Raw genomic sequence first — 23,708 nt, forward strand, 5'->3', positions numbered from 1 at the left:
CACCCGCACCGGCCGAGCTGGTCGATGCCGTGCCGGTGGGCCGCTACGCCCTGAACCTCATCTTCAGCGACGGCCACGACCGCGGCATCTACCCCTGGACCTGGCTGCGGGAGCTGGGGCCTGTCAACGCCGCGACGTAGGAACCCGTCCGCCGCGGAAGGCGGCCCCGTCCGACAGTACCCGCGCGCCGCAATTCCATACTCGGCCCATGCGCTTTGAAGACTATTACCGGGTCATGGGTGTCGCCGCCGATGCCGATGCGGCTGCCATCAAGCAGGCCTACCGGCGTCAGGCGCGGCTGCTTCACCCCGACGTGAACCAGTCCGCCGATGCACATGCGTCCATGGCCCGCATCAACGAGGCCTACGACGTGCTGGCCGACCCGCAGCGCCGCGTCGCCTATGACGGCGTGCGCCGGCGCCATCAGGCGCTGCAGCAGGCGACCACTGGCGCCGGCAAACCCGCCGAGCCCGAGCTCCCCAGCGACTGGCAGCAGGGCTTCACCTATGAAGGCGGAGCGACCGCGGGGCGCGCTGGCCAGGGCTTCAGCGACTTCTTCACCAGCATGTTCGGCCGCGATGCCAAGCCCGAGCCGCCGGACGCCAAGCCCGAACGCGGGACCGATGAGCACGTCAAGCTGGTCATCGACGCCTCAGACGCCATCGACGGCGCCGTACGCTCGGTCAACGTGCGCGGCCTGGCGCCGGACGAGCAGGGCCACCGTGCCGTCGTCGTGCGCAACGTGCAGGTCCGCATCCCCAAGGGCATACGCGCGGGCCAGCACATCCGCCTGCCGGCACAGGGCTCGGCGGGCCGTGGCGGCGGCGCAAGCGGCGACCTGTACCTGGAGATCCAGTTCAAGGACGTCGCCCGTGAGAAGAGCCGTGACGTACATGAACAGCTGCCGCTGACGCCCTGGGAGGCCGCGCTGGGCGGCGACGTGAGCGCCGCCACGCCTGCCGGCACGGTCAGCGTGACCGTGCCACCGGACACACCGCATGGCAAGCGCCTGCGCTTGAAGGGCCGCGGCCTGGCAGGTGAGCCGGCAGGCGACATGGTGTTGGAGGTCGAGGTCGTGCTGCCGCCCTCCACGCTGCCGGGCGCGCGTGCCGCCTACGAGGTCATGGCCGCTGCCGTCGGTCGTGACTTCCACCCCCGCGCAGAAGGCGAGCCATGAACGACGGTGATGTGCTGGTCGGCGTGGTCATCGACGAGCAGACGCTGACGCTCGAAGAGCTGGCCTGCGCCTGCGGCGTCAGCGTCGACTGGCTGAGCCAGCGGCTGGATGCCGGCCTGCTGGGCTGCCACAGTGGCGAAGGCGAAAGCCGGCGCTTCGCCAGCCCGCATCTGCACCGCGCCGGCCGGCTGCTGGCCATCGAACAGGACTTCGACGCCAACCAGGAACTCGCGGCGCTGGTGGTGGACCTGCTCGAGGAGATCCACCGGCTCAGGGCGGGCGGATAGAACGATCAATCCTCCTGCGACGGGAACAGTTCCGTCCGGCCGTCGGCATGCCGTGCGAAGCGGCCGGCCTCGTCACCATGCACCGGCGCCGGGTCGCTCCAGGGCCAGCCGCCGAACTGGGTGCGGCGGTAGTCCTCGAAGGCCTGGTGCAGCTCCTGCTGCGTGTTCATGACGAAGGGGCCGTATTGGGCGACGGGCTCGCCGATGGGGCGGCCCTGCAGCATCAGCAACTCGGCTGCTGTTTCTCCGCCATTGACGAGCGTGACCGCGGCGCCGGCTCGCAGCTCGATCGCGTGCCGCGTGGCCACGGCATGGCCATCGACGGTGATCCGTGCGCCGGCAAAGAAGTAGAGCTTGCGGCGCGTGTCCGCGCCCGTCGCCGGCGGCAGCACCCACTGCGCACCCGGCGCCAGGCGCAGGGTCCAGATGGCCACGTCTGCCTGCTGGCGCGAGGCCCAGGAATCAGGCGGCGGCGCCAGCGGCTGGGTCACCCCGGCGGGCGTTGGCAGGGCACCGGCGATGCAGACGACGTCGGTCGCGTGCCCGGCGTCGTCGACGAAGCGGTGCCGCGGGATCTCCTGCGACCAGAACATCGTGAAGTGCGGCGCCACCATCTTGCTGGCGGCCGGCAGGTTGAGCCAGATCTGGAACAGCTCCAGCGGGTTGGGCTTGTCCGTGTGCAGCAGCGGGAACATCTCCGCGTGCACGATGCCCTGGCCAGCGGTGAGCCACTGCACGTCGCCGCCCCCGAATCGCGCGCCGGCGCCCAGCGAGTCGGCGTGATCGATGCGGCCCTGGCGCACGATCGTCACCGTCTCGAAGCCGCGGTGCGGGTGGGCCGGGAAGCCGGGCACCTGCTGGCCGTGATACATGCTCCAGCCGCCCTGCCCTGAGAAGTCCGAGCCGATCTGGCGGCCCTTCAGCAACGCCGCATCCGGCCCGTAGCGGCCGTTGCCGGGTGGGTAGGCGTCGTCGTGGTGGACGCAGAACAGGAAGGGGTCGAGCGTCTCCCAGGGCATGCCCAGCGGCGAGATGGAGACGATGGCGGGTGGCGAGGCGGCTGTGGTCATGGCGACATCCTGAAGAGGCGTCAGCCTAGCGTGTGTCGGGTGACCTTGCTGCGGATGCCCTTGTTGGGCAGCCTGTCGATTTCGGCCATGCCGGCAGGCTTCTCTACACTGGCGGTCGGCCACGCCGGCAGCCACCAGGCTTTCGATGCGGCCAACCGCTGGGGGTGTTGGCGCGACCGCAAGGCGCGCGCTGACTGAGAGAGTCCCTTTGAACCTGATTGAGGTAATCCTCGCGCAGGGAAGCACGTTCAGGGGCCCGCCGGCTTTCACTTTCTTGCGCCGGCATTGCGGCCCCGAACGCTTGCCGACCTGCCATCTGCATGAGTTGCACATGGCACATCCATCGTTCTCGCATTTGCGTCGTTTCCGGCTTTCGTTCCTGTCGCTGTCGCTCCTGGCCAGCGGCGCGGCGTGGGCGCAACAGGCACAACCTGCTCCGCAGCAGGCGCCATCCGCCGCCTCCACGCCGGCCACCACACCAGCCACCAGCCGGCACATGATTGCCGAGATCCAGGTCATCCCTCGGCCGGCCGGCACGGCGGACGACCGCTACAAGCATGTCGACGCCGCCATCGCCGTCATTCAGGCCTCCGGCCTGCACTACGAGGTACACGCCATGGGCACCGTCGTCGAAGGCCCGCCCGAGAAGATCTGGCCGCTGCTGCAAGCCGTCCACGAGGCCACCCTCGAAGCCGGCGCCGAGCGCACGCTGAGCATCATCAAGGTCTCCGGCGCGGCCCAGGCCGGCGGGCCTCGCGTCGACGACCTGGTTCGCAAGTTCCGCAAGTAAGGCAACCCGAGCGCGCGGTACCGCCGCGCGCTCGGAGGAGACGCCAGGGCGTGAGCCGGAACCCGTTCAGGCTCGCCAAGAACACCTGATTCGTGGCGTTAGCATCCGCTCCCGGAAGCACCCGGGAGGTGAATCGATGCTCAAAGGACTATTGGCTGCTGCGGTCATCGCGCTGCCCTTGGCCGTGCCAGCCCAGGAAGCCGCCAAACCTGCGCAGACCATCGCGCTCATCTCCACGCTCGGCGACCAACTCAGCATCGTCAAGCAGCGCGGCAAGCGCGCCAGCAGCATGGACGACTTCTCGCGCCGCACGGTGCAGGTGGATCCGCAGTTGCTGAACATGGCCGTGCTGCGCGGCCTGGACAGCGCCCTGGCCGCCGAGGAGCCCGCCTCGCGCCGCATCATGCTGCGCTGGAGCGCCAACCCCGGGCTCGCGGAGCAGCTGAAGAACGCCTCGTTCGAGGCCCGCGATGCGCTGGTGCTCGATGCCCTGCGCGAGCGCCTGGCCCAGATACCACGGCGCGTGGAGTGGGACCGCATCGAGGCCATCCTGCCGCGCTACGTCTGGGAGTCGCGCGAGGGCATGCCCAGCCGGCTCGGCGGCATCGGCATCTACGTCAAGCCCACCGGCAACCAGTGGGAGCTGCTCGACGAGGACGGCATCGATCGCAAGCAGGCCTACGCGGACCGGGACCAGACCACCATCAACCCGCGCACCGGCGAGCAGCAGAAAGACAAGGCCTACGTGGCCCCCTTCATCTCCTTCGAGCGGGTGACGTTGGATGCCAAGACCTTGGCCATCGTCGCGCGCAAGCCGCAGTTCACGCACACCAAGTACAGCGACCCGAAGTCCAACTCCATCGACGTGATCGAGCAGTTCTCGCCGGCCGAGATCGTGACGCAACTCAACCAGCTCGTGGAGCAGGCCGCCTACCGCTCGGTGCGCGGTTCGGTGGAGGTCGGCCCGGTCAAGCCAGTGTCAAGGGGCGCAGGCGAGTAAAACCGTATCGGGTTTCGGTATTGACGTGCTGCCGGGATCGGGCAGTGAAACGGCAGTCACCTCCCAAAAGCCACCTCTAGCGGGGCGGGCGTGAGGGCGGCGGCTATCGACCCAGAGCGGAAATCGACCGAGCCGAACTAGACCGCCCTAGAGCAGACGTTCAACGCTTCACTCAAGCGGCGCCGCCAGGCGTCCGCTTCCAGGAATGGTTAGGCGTCGCCCGATGGCTGCTGTTCAAAGCGCCGTGCATACGCGCGAAAACATAGCCAAATTGACAGGGGAACCGCCAGCCATGAAAGCAACTGGCACCAGAACAATCCGATGCCGAGGAACATCTGGATATTGACTCCGCCGACGTAACAGGGTTGCAAGCCCTTCAAGTTGCCTGAGCAGTCATAGTGACCGTATGCCCACTGCGCGAGCTGCCACCAACCGACGGTAGCGATAGCTGGTATCAGAGCGACAGCGTAGCGAAGCACAGTTCTCACGCGAGCACCTGATCGGCTGTGGGGTCGATGGACGGATCGAAATTGGCGGGAGGGAAGTTCATGGCTCGGCCCTGTCTGATGCTGCGCGGGGCATGCGCGAGCCGCATTTTCGGTGCGAGCAGGGTCGCAGCGGTTTTCTGGGCTGCCTGTAAGCGGCCTCGCACCGACGACCGGAGTTGGCCGGGATCCGCCGACTCGATTTGACCCCTGACGAAGGAGAGGACGGAGCCAAGCAAAGGCCCGCGGCTGGGCGTCCGTATCGAGCGCCCTGTTAGCCAGCACCGGCGAGGGCTCAATTGGCAAGCTGTTCCCAGCCTTCGGCATCGTCATCGGAGAAGCTACCACCGGTCGATCGACCGGTGGCCAACTCGACTTCGAATGGGACCCACTCGCTGTCTAGGGACCAAGCAAAGCCTGAGACACGCTCTGAATCGATGCGCAGCCTGTCGAAGCCGTCCCACGAGAGGCGTTTCGTGTGCCATCGAATGCCATCCGGCCCCAGGCGCACCAATGCAATGCCCTGTCTGGTGAAGACCCAACCGCCGGGGTTCTGCACTTCGAATGCGGAATCAATCACCGGTAGCACGTACTCGGCGGTCTTGCGCACGGGGTTCACTACCCAGAGGTCACCCGATGCAATCACCAATGCGTCACGCCCGTTCGGGTGCACATCGGCCATGTGAATGCCTGCCAATCCGGGCCTGAAATTGGCCACCCAGGGCCCGCTCTCCGTCACGAACTCCACGACGGTGCCCTCGCGCCCAGTAGTACCCCACTCCGCTGGGAATGCCGTTGGCAAGGGCCCGTATGGCGGAAGCCCGGGCAGAAGGTTCACATGGACAGTCATCTGGCTGGCGATCGTGTTGTCGGTGGTCCCTTGCCGCCCGGAACAGCATAGCCCGCGAGCACGCGGTTGGTGGATGCCTGCGACCGGTCGTTCGTGACCGACCGCTCCTGGCACGCAGGCGTCGCCCAAGCGGCGGATGGCCGCTCAAACCTTGAGCCGGCCATCCCCAATCACTTGCTCCCCTTCGCTGAATTCTCCTCGCTGGCCACAGCCTTCGCCGGCCACGCCCCACCCACGCTGAACGCAGCCCAGGCCCAGCCCACCCAGCGCAGCAGCGACACGGCCAGCCACAGCGCCCAGGCCAGCATGGCCGCGCGGTACAGCCACACCGGCGCACTCAGTACCCACGCACCGGCCGTGTGCTCGGTGAAGCGGTCGCTCGTCCAGTTCAGCAGCGTGCTGCTCGACCCCGGCCCGGCGACGAGTAGCTCCGGGTAGCCCAGCAGGCCGGTGCGCAGCACCTCCAGCAGCGCGCCCACGGCTGCCAGCGTCAGCAGTACGAGCAGGATCTGCACGGCGATGCGCATGCCGCGCCGGCCGAGCTGGCCCCAGCGGCGGCGGGCCTCCAGCGCGCCGAACCAGCCGGCCAGTACGGCCAGCGCGCTCAGCGACACCGGCGCCACGCCCAGCGCCAGCACTATCCAGGCCGGCCGGCCCATCAGCCCTGGCAAGCCGCGCGGCGCCAGCCAGGCCAGCACGAGGACGACGCCGAGGGCGCCCCAGATCAGCACGGCCGGCCCGATCAGCGGGCCGCCCACGGCGAGCACGATGCGGTCCTCGGGTACGTGCAATGTCAGCGCGTCATTGACGCCGGGCAGGCCCAGGGCGAGGCCCTCGTGGCGCCACAGCACCCCCATGCCGGCGGGCTCGCGCCAGTGGATGTCGACAATCTGCGGGCCCGGCGTCAGCGGCAGGCTGAGCACGTTGTCGCGTGGCTGCAGGGCCAGCTTCTGGCCATTGATCTGCACGTCCAGCAGTTCGGCGCCGGCCGGCAGCTTCAGCGCGTGCGTGCCGCCGAGGCTGGCGCGCAGGCGCATCGACAGCTCCACATCGCTGCTGCGCTCGCCGGGTTTGATGGTGGTGCGCACATCGTCCAGCGTCAACGTCTGGCCGCCCACGCCGGCGGGCTTGGCGATAGCCAGTTTCAGTGTCTCGCCGGGCCAGGGTCGCCATTCGGGCAGCCAGTCGCCGCCCTGCTGCAGCGCCGTCGCCGGCAGGCCGCTGGCGTCCACGTGCCATTGCGCCGATGCGGCCAGCGTCCAGCGCTCGACCTGATGGGGCTCCTTGCCTGCCACCAGCGTCAGCGCGTCGCCCGGTGGCAGGCTGCTGGCCACCTCGACGGTGTCCTCGCCGCCGAGCTGCAGGCTGGCCACGCCGCCGTCCACCGTCACGCGTGCGTCACTGACCGCCTCGCCCGGCAGCAGCGCCCAGCGCACGCGCAGCGGTGCCCGGCTCGCGGCCAGGCGCTCGATGCGCGTGTGCACCTGCCAGCGCAGGCCCAGCGTCAGGCGACGGTCCACGCGTACCAGCGGCGGCAGCGCGTCGCGCTGGGTGCCGGCGTCCTCGGCACGCCGGCTGCCGGCTACGGCCTCGCGGCTCAGCGTGATCGCGCCCGTGCTCTGGCCGTTCGGATCCAGGCCGGCCAGCGTCCAGCCCTTGAGTTCGGTCTGCAGCGTGCGCGGCGGCAGCGGCAGCGCGATGTCCAGGCCGCTGGCGCTGCCGACATCGGCGGCGAGCAAGACCTGGTGCACGCCGGCCGGCACGGCGATCAGCAGGCGGCCCTCGTCGTCGCGTCGCGTTGCGGCGGGCTGGCCGTCCAGCAGCACGCTGCCCGGCTGCCAGCCCGTGCCCTGGCCGGGCAGCGGCACGGCCACCAGCGCCAGCGCGTGGATATCGGCGCGCAGCTGCACCGCCGAGCCCGACGCACTGATGAGCAACCGCGCCAGCTCGGCGCAGCGCGGCAGGCAGTCGGGCGGCGCGGCGAGCTTGCCGCGCAGCGCCTGCAGCTGCTCGTCGCTGGGCCACGGTGCCGAGGTAGAAGCCTGGGCTTCGCTCGGTTGGGGCGCTAGCGCCAGCGCCAGCAACAGGGCTGCGGCCGCCACACCGCCGGCCCGCTGCAAGGATGGCAGGCGCGGCAGCTTCCAGCCCGCCACGGCGGCCAGCGCCAGCGCGAGCAGCGCCACGCCGGCGAGCTTGAGCAGCGCCGTCGCCCAGGGCGGCAGCAGCCACAGGTTCAGCGTCTCCTCGGGCGTGACAGGGCCGCTCCAGCTGAGCCGATGGGCGCGCCAGCTCCAGGTCGGCAGGCCAGGGCCGGTCTGCACGCGGGCGCCGGGGTCGACGCGGCTGAGGTCGCTGCTGGCGTACGCGTCCTTGCGGACCTTGCTGCCCGAGACGACGACAGACTCCAGCCGCTGTTCGGCAGCGGGCATTCTTCGATCAGGCGGCGCAGGGGCGGCCACCTGGAATTCGGGCGGCGGCACCACCTTCTCCTCGATGATCTGCACCTCGCTTGGTGCTGCCACCTCCTTGGCCATGCCCCAGGCCATGCCGTTGTGCTCCAGGCTCGGATAGATTGCCTGGCGCAGCTCGGCCACCGCGAACACCAGCAACACCAGCGCCAGCATGGCGGCCACCGCCAATTGGCCACGCGCGAACGCGGCCCGCGCCCGCCCCGCCGGCAGCACGCGCGCCAGCGCCGTCAGCGCCAGCAGGCCGAACCACAGCGCCGCCGGCGGGCTGCCGGGCGTGTGCCAGGTCAGCGCAAGCGCGGCGCCCAGCAGCAGGCCCGTGCGCCAGCCCAGCAGCCGGTAGGCGGCCAGCGCCGCCAGCAGCACGAAGAAGAAATCCCACAGCGTCCACATCGACACCCAGGCACCGTCGGCGCGGCTGGGGCCTTGCGCGTGCAGCAGGCGCCAGCCGGGCGGCAGCTGCAGCGTGGCGCTCAGGCTGTCCACGCTGGCGCTCCAGCCGCTGGCGGGCAGGGCGCCGTTGCGCGGCCAGCGGCTGTCGGCCTCGATGCGGGCGTTGCGCTGGCGCACTTCGAAGCCGGCGGGGCCGTCGGCGGCCAGGCGGGTGATGGGCTGGTCCTGCCCGCCCAGCGCCGCGCGGCCGAGCTGGCCGGGCGCGGGCATGGCCAGGCGCGAGCTGGCCGACAGCTGGCCCTCGAACCTGTCACTGGCCGTCAGGCCTTGGCCGTCGAAGTCCAGCCACAGCCGGCGCGCCAGCGTCAGCGTGTCGGGCGCGGGCTTGGCGTTGCCGCGCTGCAGCTCGGTCAGTTTCAGCGTCTCGCCGGGCTTCAAGCGAAAGGCCGGCAGCGCGCGCCAGGCCTCGGGCATCTCGACCTGGCGCGGGTCCACGCTGGCCGGGCCTTCGGGGCGGATCAGCCGCAGCGCGGGTTGGGCCTTGACGACCCAGACCTCTTCGTCCGCTGCCGTGCCGGGCAGCGTCAGCGCCTGCACCGGCGCGCTCAGCCGCGCGCGCAACTCGACATGCCAGTTGCCGGGCCGCGCCTGCACGACGAGGCGGCCGTCATCCGCCAGGCGGGCCGGCAACGGGCTGTCCAGCTGCATGGCGCGCAGTCCCGGCAGCAGGGCCAGCGGCAGCTCCACGGCGCGGGCACGGCCGGCCACGCGCAGCTCGAAGACGGTCGTCACCGTCAGCGGCAGGTCGTCGTCGACGAGACGCGTGGTCTGCACGCTGACGCTGTCGCTGGCCTCGGCCGGGCTGGCGACGGCGCGCAGCCACAGCCGGCCTTCGCCGTCCGGCGCGCGGGCCTGCGTGGCGCCATCGCTGGTCACGACGATGGCCGCCAGGCCGGCCGGCACGGCGAGGTTCTGCGGCATCTCCGTCCAGACGATGCGGCCTTCGACGACATGCACGCCCGGCGCCAGCCAGACGGCGGGGTGCTCGTCGGCCTCGACGACGGCCAGCGCCGTGCCGCCAGCCTTCACGTCTTGCGGCCACGCGCCGGCCTCGCCGGGCAGGGCCACGCGTGCCGGAGCGCCGAAGACCCGCACCTCCAGCCTGAACGTCGCGTCACGCGGCCCGGCACCGAGCTGCAGCCGGCCCGGCCAGACGCAGACGGCCGGCTCGGCGGCATCCATGGGTGTCGGGCAGCCCAGTGGCGGCTGGCCTTGCTGAGCCCAGGGCAGCCAGTCGCGCGTGGTGGCGGGCAGCTCGGCGGTGGTGAGCGGGGCGGCCTGGGCCGAGATGGCGGCGAGCGCCAGCAGCGCGGCGCGGATCGAACGTGCGAACGGAGCATTCGGCGGCATGAGCCCTCCCTGGGTTCAGGGCCGCATGCTCGCAGAAGTACCGGTGTGTTCGACCTAGGGTGTGCGAGGCCTTGGCCGCAGCATCATGGCCTGGTTGCGGGCGCGGCTCAGGGCTTCACCCGCACGATGCGGCCGTGTGCTTCCAGCACCAGATAGAGCAGCCCGTCCGGCCCCTCGCGCACGTCGCGCATGCGGCCGGCGTCGGGGAAGAGGCGTTCCTGCTCGGCGGGGCGGTTGTCGGCATCGAGCTTGACGCGTTCCAGGTGGCCGAACTTCAGCGAGCCGATGAAGAAGCTGTTCTGCCAGGCCGGGCCGTACTTGGCGCTCTTGAGCCGCACGAGGCCGGCGGGCGCGATGGACGGCACCCACTTCACGATGGGCTGCTCCATGCCGGCCTTGGCGGCGATGCCGTCGCCGATCTTGCCGCCGCCGTAGTTCTCGCCGTAGGTGATGACGGGCCAGCCGTAGTTGAGCTTGGGCGTGATGAGGTTGAGCTCGTCGCCTCCTTGCGGGCCATGCTCGTGTTCCCACAGCCGGCCTTGCGCGTCCAGCGTCAGGCCCTGCGAGTTGCGGTGGCCATAGCTCCAGATCTCCGGCAGGGCGCCGGGCGTGTTCACGAAGGGGTTGTCGGCCGGCACGCTGCCGTCCTTGCCCAGGCGCACGATCTTGCCGAGGTGGTTGTCCAGCGTTTGCGCGCTCTGCATGCCGCTGAAGCGCTCGCCCAGGCTCAGGAAGAGCTTGCCGTCCGGCGCCTCGGCGATGCGGCAGCCGAAGTGATGTTTGCTCTCGACCTTGGGCTTCTGGCTGAAGATGACCTTGACGTCGGTGAGGCGCTTGGCGTCTTCGCTGAGGCGCGCGCGCGCCAGGGCCGTGCTGTTGGTCTTGTTGGCACCCGGCTCGGCGTAGCAGAAGTAGATCGTGCGGTTGCGCGCGAAGTCGCTGTCCAGCTGCACGTCCAGCAGGCCGCCCTGGCCGACGGCGTCCACAGCCGGCACGCCCGCGATGGGGGCGCTGGGCTTGCCGCCGGGTTGGGCCGTGCGCATGGCGCCATCGCGTTCGGTGATGAGGAGCTGGCCGCCAGGCAGGAAGGCGACCGCCCAGGGGGTCTTGAGGCCTTCGACGACGGTTTCGAGTTCTGGGGCGGCCTGGGCGAGGGTGCAGCTCAGGGCCGCAACAAGGGGGACAAGGCGCTTGCTCATCGGCTCTGTGGGGCTGGAAGGAAAAGCACATCATCGCAGCGCCCCGCTCGCCTCGCTGCCCATGAATGGCATGCCCCGCCGGCACGCTGCTTGCCAGTCCTCCACTGTGAAGATGCAGCGCTATGCCAACCGCGAGGGTGACTCGGGCGTGGTGGCCTTTGCCACTGGCCCGGCGGGCATTGCCGTGCAGTTCATCAACGGCTCGATCTATGTCTACGACGTGGAGCACCCGGGGCGCGAGGTCGTGTCGGACATGAAGCGGCTGGCCCTTGCCGGCCGCGGGCTGTCGACCTACATCAGCCAGCACGTGCGCGACAACTACGCCAAGAAGCTGCGCTGAGCCGGGTTCAGCGGCGCATCACGACCAGCAGCCCATCGACGGCTTCATCGCTTTCCTTGCGGATGGCGCAACGTGTGGATGACTCGACGGTGAAGCCATGGGCGGCAGCCAGGCGCCGCAGATAGGGCAGCGAATGGGCGTAGCGCCGCTTGGTGCCGAGGGCGAAGTCACCGCTTTCGCAAGCCTCGACCGAAAAGGCGAACAACCCGCCCGCGCGCAGCGCGGCCGCGGTGGCGGTGAACACGGCTTCCAGGTCGCCGATGTAGACGAACACGTCGGCGGCAATGGCGATGTCGAAGCGCTGCGGCGGCCCCTGCAGCGCCGCGACGATGTCGCCCTGCACCAGTTCGTCATACAGGCCCAGCTCGCGCGCCTTGGCCAGCATCAGGCCGGACAGGTCCACGCCGGTCAGCCTTCGGCTCACCGGGCGCAGCAGCGGCCCGCACAGGCCGGTGCCGCAGCCGAGGTCGATGACCTCGCTACCGCTGGGTGGATCGGCGCGCTGCAGTTCCGCGACCAGCAACTCGGGTGTGCGGTAGCCGAGGGTCTTGACGAGGTGGTCGTCGAAGTTGTGGGCATACATGTCGAACAAGGCCTCGACATAGCCGGCGGGCGCCGTGGGCGGCGCGGGTTCGATGCCGAGAGCGGCCAGGGCATAGCGGATCTGGTCGACGTCCTTGCCCAAGGGCAGGGCCTGCTGGAAGGCTTCGATGGCCTGCGAGCGGCGGTGCAGGGTCAACAGGCATTCGGCGCGGCCGATCAGCGCCTCGGCGTAGCTGGGCTGCAGGGCCAGGGCGGCGTCGAAGCTGGCCAGCGCTTCGACGGGCCGCTCCAGCGCGCGCAGGCTGGTGCCGCGGTTGCGCAGCGCCTTGGCGTCTTCAGGGCGCACCGCCAGTGCGCGCTCGAAGGCCTGCACGGCCTCCTGGTGGCGGCCCAGGCTGCCCAGGGTGTTGCCCAGGTTGTTCAGCGCCGGCGCGCTGCCGGGGCGCTGGGCCAGGGCGCGGTGCAGCAGGTCCAGCGCCTCGTCGAAGCGGTCGGTCTGGCCGCAAATGACGCCCAGCAAGTGCAGCGCGTCGAAATGCCTCGGTGCCGTGCGCAGCACGCGGCGGTACAGCAGTTCGGCCTCGGTGAGCCGCCCTTGCTGGTGCAGGGCCAGGCCTTTGTCGAAATCGCTGGGCATCAGTCATCCCACAAGCTGCTGACGAGGGTGAGGCCCACAGCGAACAGATCCACCGCCAGACCTGCGCCGGTGAGCCTGGCGTCGGCCGGCCAGACGTCGAGGCGTCCCGTGCGCGAGCGCTCGCGCGCCATCGCGACAAGGGCGTCTGCCACAGCGGTTGCGGGCGCAGCATGAGCGGATGGCGCCTTGGCGTAGTTCTGCAACGCCTTCTCCACGGCCTCCGGGTCCAGCAGCGACAGCGCCGAGCGGCAGTGCGAACAACTGTCTTCCTTGCGCAGGTCCACCGGCGCGCCGCAGTTGCTGCAATTGATGACGCCGACCTTTCTGGCGATGTCGGCGATCTCGGGCTTGGTGAGCTGGCGCACGAAGCCCTTCTCGATCATGAAGGACGAGAAGCTGCTGAAGCGCCCGTGCCGGTTCTCGCAGCGGTGGGTGATGAAGCGGCCGCTGCGCACGACGTCGAAGCCTTTTGCGAGGCCGCCGCGGCATTGCGGGCAGCGCAGCCGGCCGGCGAGCGGCGCATGCGGCGCGTCGCGGTGCCGATGCATCTCCTTGAACATCGTGGCCACCGCGGCGGGCGCCAGCTTGAGGTTCTCCATGCTGTCGAACCAGATGCCCTGGCAGCCGAAGCAGAAGTCGATCTCCACCCGGCTGTCGTACTGGCCGGGCAGCTCATGCACCTGCATGGCGTCGTTGCAGGAGGGGCAGGGGCGGGACGAGGGCGTAGGCATCGTTGAAGTGAGTGGGATTGCCGCTGGCGCATTTTGGTGCCTGAGCTGGCGTCACTGACGCGGCCGCAGCGTGACTTGCAACCGAGGGATGTCGCCGTCTCGCTCGAACTGCTGCAATGCGCGCCTTTTGCTAGCCTCCCGGCCGACATCCATGTCCCAGCTTCGTCCGATCCGTCTCAGCGTCCTGCCGGCCGCGTTGTCCCTCACCCTGTTCGCGGGCGCCTGCGTCGCCGCGCCCATCCTCGAGGTCAATCCCGGCCTGTGGACGTCCGAAAGCGAGATCTGGATCAACGGCCAGTCCATCAAGCCCGGGGTCCAGGCGCTGCGGGCCAAGCTGCGCGGTCGCCTGACCGATGCGCAGAAGGCGGAGATGGACCGCCAGCAGGCCGCCGAGAAGCAGGCCTGCCTGAGTCCGCAGCAAGCGAAGATCGACCTGGCCGCCTATCTGGAGTCGGCCCTCAGCGGCAGCGGTCCCTGGAAATGCGAGCTGAGCGCCACCAAGATGAACACCAGCGAGGCGACGGGCAAATACGTCTGCCGCACCGGCGGCGGCGGGCTGACGCAGGGCAGCTTCGCGGCCACCTATGGCCCGAGCAGCTACCGCATCGAACTCAAGGGTCGGGGTAATGCGGTCGATGGCCGCAACGGCAATGCGGTGGGCACCGAGGAGGTGGACCAGCGCATGCTGTCCACCGGCCGCTGGCTGGGCTCGTCCTGCTGACGAGCCTCAGCCATCCAGCCTTTGTTGGAACACCAGTCCCGCGTGCTCGCGCAGTGCGTGGAACTTGATCTTGGGCCAGTTGCTCTCGATGGCGCGCAGCTCGGGCGCGTACTCCACCAGCACCGTGGGCGCGTCGACCGCGTCATAGGCCATGCGGTGATCGTTGGCGTCGATGAAGCGCTTCAGCTCCGCCGGGTCGTCGCAGGTCACCCAGCGTGCCACCTGGAAGCGGCTCGGCATGATGCGGGCCTTGCAGCCGTATTCATGCTCCAGCCGGTGCGCGACGACTTCGAACTGCAGCTGGCCGACGGCGCCGAGCAACAGCACGCTGCCGGCAATGGGGCGAAAAACCTGGATGGCGCCCTCTTCGCCAAGCTGCGTCAGGCCGGCGCGCAGCTGCTTGGTCTTCAATGGGTCCGCCACTTCGACGGCGCGGAACATTTCCGGCGCGAAGAAGGGCAGGCCGGTGTACTGCAGCGCCTCGCCTTCGGTGATGGTGTCGCCCAGCTGCAGCACGCCGTGGTTGGGGATGCCGATGATGTCGCCCGCAAAGGCCTCGTCCAGCAGCTCGCGGCGCTGTGACAGGAAGCTCACCACCGTGTTGGGCCGCAGCTCCTTGCCGGAGCGCACGACCTTCAGGCGCATGCCGCGCTCGAAGTGACCCGAGGCCACGCGCAGGAAGGCGATGCGGTCGCGGTGGGCCGGGTCCATATTGGCCTGGATCTTGAACACCACGCCGGTGAACTTGGGCTCATCGGGCTGCACCGTGCGCTGCATGGCGACGCGCGAGTCCGGTGCGGGGGCCAGCTCAACGAGGGCGTCCAGCACCTCCTGTACGCCGAAGTTGTTGACGGCCGAGCCGAAGAACATCGGCGTCTGCTTGCCGGTCAGGAACTCCTCGCGGTTGAACGCGGGGGCCGCCTCGCGCACCAGTTCGATCTCGCCTTTGGCCTGGTCGTACTGCATGCCGAAGCGCTCGGCATAGGCGGGGTTGTCCAGGCCTTCCAGCACTTCCTCGGTGCCGGCGGCGCGGTCCTCGCCGGGAGCGAACACGCGCATGCGTTGCTGGCGCAGGTCCATCACGCCGTGGAACTGCTTGCCCATGCCGACCGGCCAGGTGAACGGCACGACCGTCATGCCCAGTTCGGCTTCGATCTCGTCCATCAGCGCCAGCGGGTCTTTCACCTCGCGGTCCATCTTGTTGACGAAGGTCAGGATGGGTGTGTTGCGGGCGCGGCAGACCTGCAGCAGGCGGCGGGTCTGCGGCTCCACGCCGTTGGCGGCGTCGATGACCATCAGCGCCGCGTCCACGGCCGTCAGTACGCGGTAGGTGTCTTCAGAAAAGTCCTGGTGGCCGGGGGTGTCCAGCAGGTTGATGACGCAGTCGCGGTACTCCATCTGCATGACGGACGACGCCACCGAGATGCCGCGCTGCTTTTCGATCTCCATCCAGTCCGACGTCGCATGCCGCGTGGCCTTGCGCGCCTTCACCGACCCGGCGATCTGGATGGCGCCGGAGAACAGCAGCAGCTTCTCCGTCAGCGTGGTCTTGCCGGCGTCGGGGTGGCTGATGATGGCGAAGGTGCGGCGGCGGCGGACTTCCGTCTCGATGCGGCTGGCGGTGGTTTCGGACATGGAGTTCTGGAAGCAGGCTAGCCCGGGATTATCCGTGGGCCTCTTGCTTGAGACCCTCCCCAGCTACATGCCCTTGAACCGCCCCCGGTGCGCACGGCTCACAGGCAGCGCCTGGGCCAGCCCGCGCAGGTGCACCCACAGCTCGCCGTCGTCGCGCCGCTCGATGCGCTCGATGGCCCGCGCGTTGACCACCGAACCGCGGTGGATCTGCCAGAAAAGTTGCGGGTCCAGCTCCTTTTGCAGCTCGCCCAGCGAGGTGCGCAGCAGCAGCTGTTCACCGCCCTGGCTCAGCGCCCGCGTGTGGCGCAGCTCCGAGCGCAGCGCGGCGAGGTGGTCCACGTCCAGCAGCTTCATCGTGTTGCCGGTCCAGGCCTGCAGGAAGCGCAGATCCGACCGCTGGGGTTGAGCCGCCTGCAGTCGCTGTACCGTGGCCGCCAGCCGGGCGGGCGTGACGGGCTTGTGCAGGTAATCCACCGCCGCGCGCTCGAAGGCAGCCAGCGCGTGCTCGGCATGCGCCGTGACGAAGACCAGGCGGGTGGCCGGCGGCGCGAGCTGGGCCAGGCCGAGGCCGTCGATGCCGGGCATGCGGATGTCGAGGAAGGCGATGTCGGGGCGCAGCTCGTCCAGCAGTCGGCGCGCCTCGGTGCCGTTGCGGGCCTGGGCGACGATCTCCAGCTCGGGCCAGGCCTCTCCCAGCAGTTGCTGCAGCTCTTCAAGCAGCTGGGGTTCGTCGTCGGCGATCAGCGCAGTCGTCATGGCATCGGCAGGATGAGCGTGGCCTCGGTCAGGCCGTCAGCGTTGGTGGCGAGGCTCAGGCCGGCGCGGCCGCCGTGCAGGGCTTGCAGGCGCTGGCGCAGGTTGACCAGGGCCAGGCCGTGGCCTGCGGTCGCGTCTGCCGTCAGCGCGCAACCGTTGTTGATGACCTTGAGCCGCAACTGCCCGTCGGCCCGTTCGGCTTGCAACAGCACCTGCCCGCCGCTCTCGCTGGGCTCGATACCGTGCTGGATGGCGTTCTCCACCAGCGGCTGCAGCATCAGCGGTGGCAGGGGCAGGTCGTGCAGCTCGGGGTCGACCTCGACGCGGTAGCTCAGCCGCTCGCCCAGCCGCAGTGCCATGATGGCCAGGTAGTGCTCGACGATCTGGCACTCCTGGCCCAGCGTCGAGTCCTCGGCCTGGCGCACCCGCTCCAGCGTGGTCTCCAGCAGGCCGCTGACGGCGTCCAGCAGCGGCAGCGCGCGCTCCGAGCCCTGGCGCACGAAGCTGCGCAGCGTGGCCAGCGTGTTGAACAGGAAATGCGGCTCGATCTGCGCCTGCAGCATCTGCAGCTCGGCGCGCAACCGGGCGCGCTCCTGTTCCACGCGCTGCACGGCGCGTTGGCGGCGCAGGCCTTGCAGCAGCGGCAGGCCCAGCAGCAGGGCGCAGAAGCTGAAGTGCAGCCAGGCACGGGTGATGCGGTCATTGCCGCTCAGCAGCTCGCGCGTCAGGCCCTGCTCGGCGGACCAACCGGACATCGCGCCCAGCAGCAGGGCCAGGAACAGCAGGCCAGGCAAGGCGCCGTGGTGCTCGGGCCGCATCCGCCGGGCAACCAGGCCGCACAGGCCATCGGTGATGGCGTGGCCCAGCCACAAGCCCAGGGACAGCGCCCAGGCGCCGTGATCGCGCAACCAGGGCGCCGCCAGTGCAAACAGCGCGACGCCGGCCAGCAGCGGGCCGGGCCGTTGCCAGCCCAGCCTTTCCTCTCTCAGGGCCTGGGCCAGCTCGCCGCCCAGCGTGCGCGCGGTGCGGTTCAAGGCGGGGTCAGGTTGCCGGCCTGGCGCGGCAACACCTGGATGGGGCCCTGGCCGGTCGTCGGCGTGCTGGCGGGCACCACGTCCAGCTGGAACTGCGTGGCCTGCAACTGGCCGGTGCCTTCCAGCAGGAAGCCGAAGCTCAGCGTCGTTGCGTCGGCGGGAATGTCCAGTACGACCTGCGCGGTCTGCCAGCCGAAGCTGCCGCGCAGCGGCCGGTCGTTCATGTTGTCGAACGCGGTGCCGGGCCGCTGGCCGCTGTCGGCGCGCATCCACAGGCCGGCCCACGCAGCGATCTGGTCGCCGTGGACCTGGGCGGTCAGGCGCACACGCTTGCCGGCATAGTCGGCGCTGCCGATCTGCTGCATCAGTGTCGAGAAGCCCTCGGTGTCTGGCTTGCACTCGATGTTGAAGACCTTGGCGCTAGGCGCGCCGTTGGCCGGCACCACCGAGCCTTCGCAGGTCTTGGCGCTGCCGGTCTGCAGCCAACCCGAAGGCAGGCCTGTGGGCTTGGCAAGGGCCGTGGCGAGCACGCCCACCCCGATGGCGGCAACGATGGCTGAGGCTTTCATCAATCAATCTCCCGTGACGGACACGAATCGGTCCGCACGCAGACTAGGTGGGTGAGGCCCGACTCGCCGGGCAACGGGGCGAACGGTCGCCGGGCGCGCGGCAAGGCGTCAAAAGTCGACATCAACGGATACCGCTCGTCCGGAAAACATGGAGCGCGGATTGCCGCTGAATTATCGTGGGCGGGTTTTGCAAGACGAGAGCACGATGGATAAACAGGTTGACATGAAGCGGGTGCAGGAGCTGGTGGCCGACCTGCGCGAGCCCAACCAGGCGCATTACTTCGCCGACCTGCTGCTTTGCGCCGCCGTGGGATGGGTGGCCTTGGTCGTCGCCGTGCTGCCGGGGGCGCCGCTGCTGCGCACGCTCGCCTTCGTCGCGGCGGTGCTGCTGCTCTACCGCACGCTGGCCTTCATCCACGAGATCTTCCACCAGCAGGGCATGAAGGCTTTTCGCCTGACCTGGCATGCGGTCTCCGGCGTGCCGCTGCTCATCCCCTTCATGCTCTATCTGCCCATCCACCAGGGCCACCACAACAAGGCGACCTATGGCACCCGTGAGGACGGCGAGTACGACCAGTTCCAGGGTCGCGCCGGCCTGGCCAGCGCCAAGCTGTTTGCGCTGAACTTCGCGCTGCCGCTGGCGCTGTGGGTGCGCTTCGCCGTCCTGACGCCGTTGGCCGCCGTGCTGCCGCCCATCCGCGAAAAGATGATCCCGGAGTTCGTCCACATGGCCCTGCGTATGCCGTTTCGTGCGCCGGCCATCAAGGAAAGCGCCCGCGCCGAGGCGATGGCGGTCGAGTGGTGGTGCTGCGCCTGGGGCTGGGCGCTGGTGGCCATCGGCGTCTTTGCGGGCTGGGTGTGGGTGGCGGCCTGGGCGCTGCTCGTCGTGCTGATTGCGACGCTGAACACCATCCGCGCGATGGGCGGCACGCATCTCTACGTCGAGGAGCTTGAAGGCCGCGATGCGCGCGGCCAGTTGCTGGACTCGCTGAACGTCGACTCCAACGGCCCGATCTCGGTGCTGCTCTGCCCCGTGGGCCTGCGCTTCCACGCGCTGCACCACGTGGCGCCCTACCTGCCCTATCACGCGCTGCCGACGGCCAACCGCCGGCTGATGGAGCAGCTGCCGGCCGACTCTGAATACCACCAGGTGAGGGTGGGCTCCGTCGCCGAGGGCATCGGCCGACTGCGGCAGGCGACGCGGGCGGTCAGGCCTGCGGCAGGAAAGGTTTGACGACGCCGATCAGGCGCTCCACGTAGGCTTCCTTCTCGCCGACCGGCGCTGCGTAATGCAACGCGCTGCGCGCGGCGTCCAGCCCGGCGCGCGAGGCCATGACCCACGCGGCCAGGTATTGCGCGGCCAGGCAGCCGCCGGCCGTGGCGATGGGGCCGCGGGCATGAAAGGGCTCCTCGACGACGCGCACGCCGGCCTCGATGACCCAGGGCTTGGTGGTCGAGTCGGTGCAGGCAGGCATGTCCGCCAGCAGCCCGAGGCGGGCCATCAGCAGCGTGCCCGAGCACTGGCCGCCGATGAGCTGGCGCACCGGGTCGAGCTGCAGCCGATCCAGCAGCGCGCTGTCGTTGGCGATGGCGCGGGTGTGGATGCCGCTGCCGAACAGCACGACGTCGGCCTCGTTGGCGAACTCCAGCGGCTGCTGGGCCGTGACGACCACGCCGTTCATCGACGTCACCTGCGCGTTCGGGCTGGTGATGGCGGCCGACCAGCCCTGGGCATAGAGCCGGTTGATCAGGCCCAGCGCGATGAAGCTGTCGAGCTCGTTGAAGCCGTCGAATGTGAGGACGGCGACTTTCATCACTCCTCCAGCAGGCTCCGGAGCATCCATGCGGTTTGCTCGTGCACTGTCAGTCGCTGCGTCAGCAGGTCGGCGCTCGGCTCATCACTGGCCTTGTCGACCAGCGGGAACAGCGCGCGCGCCGTGCGGGCGACGGCCTCGTGGCCCTGCATCAGCACCTCGACCATCTTCATGGCCTTGGGCGGCGTGGCGGGCGCGTCGGGCAGGCCGCTGAGCTTGGCGAACTGGGCATAGCTGCCGGGCGCCGGGAAGCCCAGGGAGCGGATGCGCTCGGCGATGGGGTCGACCGCGTTCCACAGCTCGGTGTACTGGGCCATGAACATCGCATGCAGGCTGTTGAACATCGGGCCCGTGACGTTCCAGTGGAAGTTGTGCGTCGTCAGGTAGAGCGTGTAGGTCTCGGCCAGCAGCTTGGACAGGCCGGCGGCAACCGCGGCGCGGTCTTTCTCGCTGATGCCGATGCTGATGGACGGGGCGGCGGACTTCTTGGCCATGCGGGGGGCTCCAAAACGGTACGGGGTGAGCCTAACGGATTCGGCCCACCCCGGGGTCAACGGGGTCGTGACGTCAGCTTGCGGGCCGAGCGCAGGGCCGCTCCCAAGCCGGCCCGCCTTGGGCGATGTGCTTGCGGCTCGATGCCGCGAGCATCGCCGTCCCCGCGGGGGACCGGTCAGCCACGCTCGCGTTCAGCGATGCGGGGCCGGACGAGGGGCTCACTGGATGTCAAAGCGGTCCAGTTCCATGACCTTGGTCCAGGCGGCGACAAAGTCCTTGACGAACCTGGCCCTGCCGTCGGCGCTGGCATAGACCTCGGCATAGGCGCGCAGCACGGAGTTGCTGCCGAAGATGAGGTCGGCGCGCGTGCCGGTGTGCTTGACGGCACCGCTCTTGCGGTCGCGGCCTTCGAAAATCTCGGCGCTGGCGTCCGTCGGCTTCCAGACCGTGCCCATGTCGAGCAGGTTGACGAAGAAGTCGTTGCTCAGCGTGCCGGGCTTGTCGGTGAACTGGCCGTGCTTGCTGCCATCGGTATTCGTGCCCAGCACGCGCAGGCCGCCCACCAGCGCGGTCAGCTCGGGCGCGGTCAGCGTCAGCAACTGGGCGCGGTCGATCAGCAGGGCTTCGGTGGATGCGCCCAGATTGCCCTTGCTGTAGTTGCGGAAGCCGTCGGCCAGGGGTTCGAGCACGGCGAAGGATTCGACATCGGTCTGGGCCTGGGTGGCATCAACGCGGCCGGGCGTGAAGGGCACCTCCACCGTCACACCGGCGGCCTGGGCGGCCTGCTCGATGCCGACGACGCCGGCCAGCACGATGACGTCGGCGAGGGACGCCTTGCCGGAGGCCCGCTGGATCTCCATCAGCTTGGGCAGGGCCTGGATGGCCGGCTTGTTGACGGCCCAATCCGTCTGCGGTGCCAGCGCCAGGCGGGCGCCATTGGCACCGCCGCGCTTGTCGCCGCCGCGGAAGGTCGAGGCCGAGGCCCAGGCCACGGAGACGAGGTCACCGACGGACAGGCCCGAGGCGGCGATCCTGGCCTTCAGGTCGGCGATGTCGCCGGGGGTGGGGTGATGGCTGGGCGCGGGCAGCGGGTCCTGCCAGATCAGGTCTTCCTGCGGCACCTCGGGGCCGAGGTAGCGCGCCTTGGGGCCCATGTCGCGGTGGGTCAGCTTGAACCAGGCGCGGGCGAAGGCGTTGGCAAAGGCCTGCGGGTCGTCGCGGAAGCGCTGGGAGATCTTGCCGAACTCGGGGTCGAAGCGCAGCGTCAGGTCGGTCGTCAGCATGGTGGGCTTGTGGAACTTGCCCGGGACGTGAGCGTCGGGGATGTCCTCGGGCGCGTTCTTGGCCACCCATTGCTTGGCGCCGGCCGGCGAGGTGGTGGCCTCCCACTCGTACTTGAACAGGTTGTCGAAGAAGTGGTTGCTCCACTGCGCGGGGGTCTGGGTCCAGGTGACTTCCAGGCCGCTGGAGATGGTGTCCTTGCCATGGCCGCCGCCGAAGCCGCTGGTCCAGCCCAGGCCCTGGGACTCGATGCCGGCACCCTCGGGCTCAAGGCCCTTGTGGTGCTCGGGTGCCGCGCCATGGGCCTTGCCGAAGGTGTGGCCGCCGGCGATCAGCGCGACGGTCTCCTCGTCGTCCATGGCCATGCGGCCGAAGGTGGCGCGGATGTCCTTGGCCGCGGCCAGGTAGTCGCCGTTGGCGTTGGGCCCCTCGGGGTTCACATAGATCAGGCCCATGTGGGTCGCGCCGACGCTGGCGACGAGGTTGCGCTCGCCCTCGAAGCGCTTGTCATCGGCCAGCCATTTGGTCTCGGCGCCCCAGGCGACGTCCATGTCGGGTTCCCAGACGTCCGCGCGGCCGCCAGCGAAGCCCAGGGTGCGAAAGCCCATCGACTCCAGCGCCACATTGCCGGTCAGGATGAAGAGGTCGGCCCAGGAGATGGCCTGGCCGTACTTCTGCTTGATGGGCCACAGCAGGCGGCGGCTCTTGTCGATGTTGACGTTGTCGGGCCAGGAGTTCAGCGGCGCGAAGCGCTGCTGGCCGCGCCCGCCGCCGCCGCGGCCGTCGGTGGTGCGGTAGGTGCCGGCCGCGTGCCAGGCCATGCGGATCATCTGCGGGCCGTAGTGGCCGAAGTCGGCCGGCCACCAGTCCTGGCTGTCGGTCATCAGCTTGACGAGGTCGGCCTTGAGCGCCGGGTAGTCGAGCTTGGCGAAGGCCTCGGCGTAGTTGAACCCGTCGCCGAGCGGGTCGGACTTGCTCGAATGCTGGTTCAGCAGGTCGACGCGCAGCTGGTTGGGCCACCAGTCCCGGTTCGTCGTGCCGCTGCCGGCGGCGTGGTGGAAGGGGCACTTGCCTTCGCTCTTGGAGGTCGGGTCGCTCATGTCAGCTCCTGGTGTCTGGGGGGAGACCGAAGCTTAATGATGACTATTGAGTTTTGGATTTGAATAGAACTAATCTACCAATAGCCAAAATCATCATCAAGCGCCGCGCGGGCGGCGCCCGATGTTGCACCGTCTCGCCCTAAACGCCCAGCCGCGCCAGCTCGCTCTCCACCAGCGCCAGCCACACGCGCAGGCGCTGGCGCTCCAGCAGGCCGAGCTTGGCGCCTTCGCCGCTGGACGCGGTTCGGGCCGACCAGAAGCTCGCGTCCGCCGCGTCGATCTTGCGCAGCACCGCGTCCTGCAGATGCTTGAGCGGCATGGTGCGGGCGCCCAGCCCTTGAGCGCGGGCGAGCTGGCCGGAGCGCTCCAGCTGCGAGAAGTCGTCGCCGCGCAGCTGGTTGAGCACCAGCACATAGCGCAGCCGGTCGCCGAAGCGGTCGAGCAGACGGGCCAGCAGGTCCACCGAGTCGCGCCCGGCGTCCATCACATGCCAATAGTGCACAGCCACGCCGGCCTCGGCCGCCAGCTCCAGCACACCGGACTCATCCATCCAGCGCGCCAGCGGCTCATGCGTCTGCGCGGCCAGGTCCACCAGCACGCGCCGGCCCGGCTCGGCCAGCGCGCTCTCGACGATGGCGTCCAGCGCCTCGAAGTTGTCCACCAGCGCCGGTGAGGCGTAGTCGGCATAAAAGCGCAGCAGCGCGCCGTGGGAGCGGTCGGTGTCGAAGCCGGTGAAGGGGATGCCGCGGTCGATCATGTATTGCGCCAGCAGGCGCGACAGCAGCGACTTGCCGACGCCGCCCTTTTCACCGCCAACGAAATGAATGGCGCCAGCCGTGGTGTCAGCGGGAGGGGTGCTCATGGTGAAGGCGGATGTGAAGATGATGCGCAGTAGAACATTGTGCGGCGCAGCATGGCTGTAT

At 69.5% G+C, this 23,708-nt stretch carries 22 protein-coding genes; 8 read left to right on the forward strand and 14 right to left on the reverse strand.

Annotated features, from left to right (window positions below; translation table 11 throughout):
* The first annotated feature begins 17 nt into the window (after window positions 1-17).
* The 3 genes from AC1DW0_RS18255 (at window position 18) to AC1DW0_RS18265 (ending at window position 1,464) form a co-directional block, all read left to right on the forward strand.
* Window positions 18-140, forward strand: a complete 123-nt coding sequence (locus AC1DW0_RS18255; protein WP_477947456.1) for a gamma-butyrobetaine hydroxylase-like domain-containing protein — start codon at window positions 18-20, stop codon at window positions 138-140.
* Window positions 141-208: 68 nt separating this feature from the next.
* Window positions 209-1,177, forward strand: a complete 969-nt coding sequence (locus AC1DW0_RS18260; protein WP_056200901.1) for a DnaJ C-terminal domain-containing protein — start codon at window positions 209-211, stop codon at window positions 1,175-1,177.
* Entirely contained in the window at window positions 1,174-1,464 is a 291-nt protein-coding gene (locus AC1DW0_RS18265) for a chaperone modulator CbpM (protein WP_056200899.1), read from the forward strand. Before AC1DW0_RS18260 ends, AC1DW0_RS18265 begins: the two co-directional genes overlap by 4 nt.
* A 5-nt stretch (window positions 1,465-1,469) precedes the next feature.
* On the opposite strand, the gene AC1DW0_RS18270 is transcribed toward AC1DW0_RS18265, so the two are convergent.
* On the reverse strand, window positions 1,470-2,534 hold the full coding sequence (locus AC1DW0_RS18270; RefSeq protein ID WP_477947222.1) for a pirin family protein: 1,065 nt from the start codon (window positions 2,532-2,534) through the stop codon (window positions 1,470-1,472).
* Window positions 2,535-2,865: 331 nt separating this feature from the next.
* Here AC1DW0_RS18270 and AC1DW0_RS18275 point away from each other — a divergent pair, with 331 nt between their 5' ends.
* Together AC1DW0_RS18275 and AC1DW0_RS18280 are read left to right on the forward strand one after the other, a co-directional pair.
* Complete coding sequence (locus AC1DW0_RS18275; RefSeq protein WP_457352127.1) at window positions 2,866-3,324, forward strand: thiamine-binding protein; 459 nt, start codon at window positions 2,866-2,868, stop codon at window positions 3,322-3,324.
* A 136-nt stretch (window positions 3,325-3,460) separates the two neighbouring features.
* Window positions 3,461-4,324, forward strand: a complete 864-nt coding sequence (locus tag AC1DW0_RS18280; RefSeq protein WP_457352129.1) for a hypothetical protein — start codon at window positions 3,461-3,463, stop codon at window positions 4,322-4,324.
* Between the two features lie 780 nt (window positions 4,325-5,104).
* Here AC1DW0_RS18280 and AC1DW0_RS18285 read toward each other — a convergent pair.
* The 3 genes from AC1DW0_RS18285 to AC1DW0_RS18295 form a co-directional block, all read right to left on the reverse strand.
* Window positions 5,105-5,557: a hypothetical protein gene (locus AC1DW0_RS18285; protein ID WP_457352131.1), complete on the reverse strand. Its 453-nt coding sequence runs from the start codon at window positions 5,555-5,557 to the stop codon at window positions 5,105-5,107.
* 272 nt (window positions 5,558-5,829) lie between these two features.
* Window positions 5,830-9,930 carry a hypothetical protein gene (locus tag AC1DW0_RS18290; RefSeq protein ID WP_457352133.1) on the reverse strand — a complete coding sequence of 1,367 codons (4,101 nt, stop codon included), beginning with the start codon at window positions 9,928-9,930 and terminating at the stop codon, window positions 5,830-5,832.
* A 107-nt stretch (window positions 9,931-10,037) separates the two neighbouring features.
* Window positions 10,038-11,129: a PQQ-dependent sugar dehydrogenase gene (locus AC1DW0_RS18295; RefSeq protein WP_477856408.1), complete on the reverse strand. Its 1,092-nt coding sequence runs from the start codon at window positions 11,127-11,129 to the stop codon at window positions 10,038-10,040.
* Between the two features lie 61 nt (window positions 11,130-11,190).
* On the opposite strand from AC1DW0_RS18295, the gene AC1DW0_RS18300 reads away from it, so the two are divergent.
* Window positions 11,191-11,469 carry a hypothetical protein gene (locus AC1DW0_RS18300; protein ID WP_477947225.1) on the forward strand — a complete coding sequence of 93 codons (279 nt, stop codon included), beginning with the start codon at window positions 11,191-11,193 and terminating at the stop codon, window positions 11,467-11,469.
* A 7-nt stretch (window positions 11,470-11,476) separates the two neighbouring features.
* Here AC1DW0_RS18300 and AC1DW0_RS18305 read toward each other — a convergent pair whose 3' ends face one another.
* Both AC1DW0_RS18305 and AC1DW0_RS18310 read right to left on the reverse strand, forming a co-directional pair.
* The gene (locus AC1DW0_RS18305; RefSeq protein ID WP_477947226.1) at window positions 11,477-12,649 is read right to left on the reverse strand and encodes a tetratricopeptide repeat protein; all 1,173 of its coding nucleotides are present in this window, start codon (window positions 12,647-12,649) and stop codon (window positions 11,477-11,479) included.
* Window positions 12,649-13,380: a zf-TFIIB domain-containing protein gene (locus AC1DW0_RS18310; protein ID WP_477947228.1), complete on the reverse strand. Its 732-nt coding sequence runs from the start codon at window positions 13,378-13,380 to the stop codon at window positions 12,649-12,651. The genes AC1DW0_RS18305 and AC1DW0_RS18310 overlap by 1 nt, the downstream gene beginning before the upstream one ends.
* A 151-nt stretch (window positions 13,381-13,531) precedes the next feature.
* Here AC1DW0_RS18310 and AC1DW0_RS18315 point away from each other — a divergent pair, with 151 nt between their 5' ends.
* Window positions 13,532-14,101, forward strand: coding sequence for a DUF3617 domain-containing protein (locus AC1DW0_RS18315; protein ID WP_477947229.1), 570 nt, complete (start codon window positions 13,532-13,534; stop codon window positions 14,099-14,101).
* A 6-nt stretch (window positions 14,102-14,107) separates the two neighbouring features.
* Here the strand turns inward: AC1DW0_RS18315 and AC1DW0_RS18320 are convergent, their stop codons facing one another.
* The 4 genes from AC1DW0_RS18320 to AC1DW0_RS18335 form a co-directional block, all read right to left on the reverse strand.
* Window positions 14,108-15,736 (reverse strand): peptide chain release factor 3, encoded by a 1,629-nt coding sequence (locus AC1DW0_RS18320; protein WP_056200871.1) that lies wholly within the window; start codon window positions 15,734-15,736, stop codon window positions 14,108-14,110.
* 63 nt (window positions 15,737-15,799) lie between these two features.
* Window positions 15,800-16,492 carry a LytR/AlgR family response regulator transcription factor gene (locus tag AC1DW0_RS18325; RefSeq protein WP_056200869.1) on the reverse strand — a complete coding sequence of 231 codons (693 nt, stop codon included), beginning with the start codon at window positions 16,490-16,492 and terminating at the stop codon, window positions 15,800-15,802.
* Window positions 16,489-17,526 (reverse strand): sensor histidine kinase, encoded by a 1,038-nt coding sequence (locus AC1DW0_RS18330; RefSeq protein WP_477947232.1) that lies wholly within the window; start codon window positions 17,524-17,526, stop codon window positions 16,489-16,491. The genes AC1DW0_RS18325 and AC1DW0_RS18330 overlap by 4 nt, the downstream gene beginning before the upstream one ends.
* Window positions 17,523-18,095 carry a hypothetical protein gene (locus tag AC1DW0_RS18335; protein WP_056200862.1) on the reverse strand — a complete coding sequence of 191 codons (573 nt, stop codon included), beginning with the start codon at window positions 18,093-18,095 and terminating at the stop codon, window positions 17,523-17,525. The genes AC1DW0_RS18330 and AC1DW0_RS18335 overlap by 4 nt, the downstream gene beginning before the upstream one ends.
* Window positions 18,096-18,300: 205 nt before the next feature.
* Here AC1DW0_RS18335 and AC1DW0_RS18340 point away from each other — a divergent pair, with 205 nt between their 5' ends.
* Window positions 18,301-19,329 carry a fatty acid desaturase family protein gene (locus AC1DW0_RS18340; protein ID WP_162247827.1) on the forward strand — a complete coding sequence of 343 codons (1,029 nt, stop codon included), beginning with the start codon at window positions 18,301-18,303 and terminating at the stop codon, window positions 19,327-19,329.
* On the opposite strand, the gene AC1DW0_RS18345 is transcribed toward AC1DW0_RS18340, so the two are convergent.
* The 4 genes from AC1DW0_RS18345 to AC1DW0_RS18360 all read right to left on the reverse strand — a co-directional run bounded on the left by AC1DW0_RS18345 (window position 19,304) and on the right by AC1DW0_RS18360 (window position 23,647).
* Window positions 19,304-19,909, reverse strand: coding sequence for a type 1 glutamine amidotransferase family protein (locus AC1DW0_RS18345; protein WP_477947234.1), 606 nt, complete (start codon window positions 19,907-19,909; stop codon window positions 19,304-19,306). The two genes, AC1DW0_RS18340 and AC1DW0_RS18345, sit on opposite strands and share 26 nt — an antisense overlap.
* Complete coding sequence (locus AC1DW0_RS18350; RefSeq protein ID WP_056200854.1) at window positions 19,909-20,403, reverse strand: Dps family protein; 495 nt, start codon at window positions 20,401-20,403, stop codon at window positions 19,909-19,911. Before AC1DW0_RS18350 ends, AC1DW0_RS18345 begins: the two co-directional genes overlap by 1 nt.
* Window positions 20,404-20,622: 219 nt before the next feature.
* Window positions 20,623-22,785, reverse strand: coding sequence for a catalase/peroxidase HPI (gene katG, locus AC1DW0_RS18355; protein WP_477947236.1), 2,163 nt, complete (start codon window positions 22,783-22,785; stop codon window positions 20,623-20,625).
* Window positions 22,786-22,924: 139 nt separating this feature from the next.
* The gene (locus AC1DW0_RS18360) at window positions 22,925-23,647 is read right to left on the reverse strand and encodes a P-loop NTPase family protein (RefSeq protein WP_477947238.1); all 723 of its coding nucleotides are present in this window, start codon (window positions 23,645-23,647) and stop codon (window positions 22,925-22,927) included.
* Window positions 23,648-23,708: the final 61 nt, after the last annotated feature.

This window comes from Roseateles sp. P4_D2 (genome assembly GCF_056401875.1).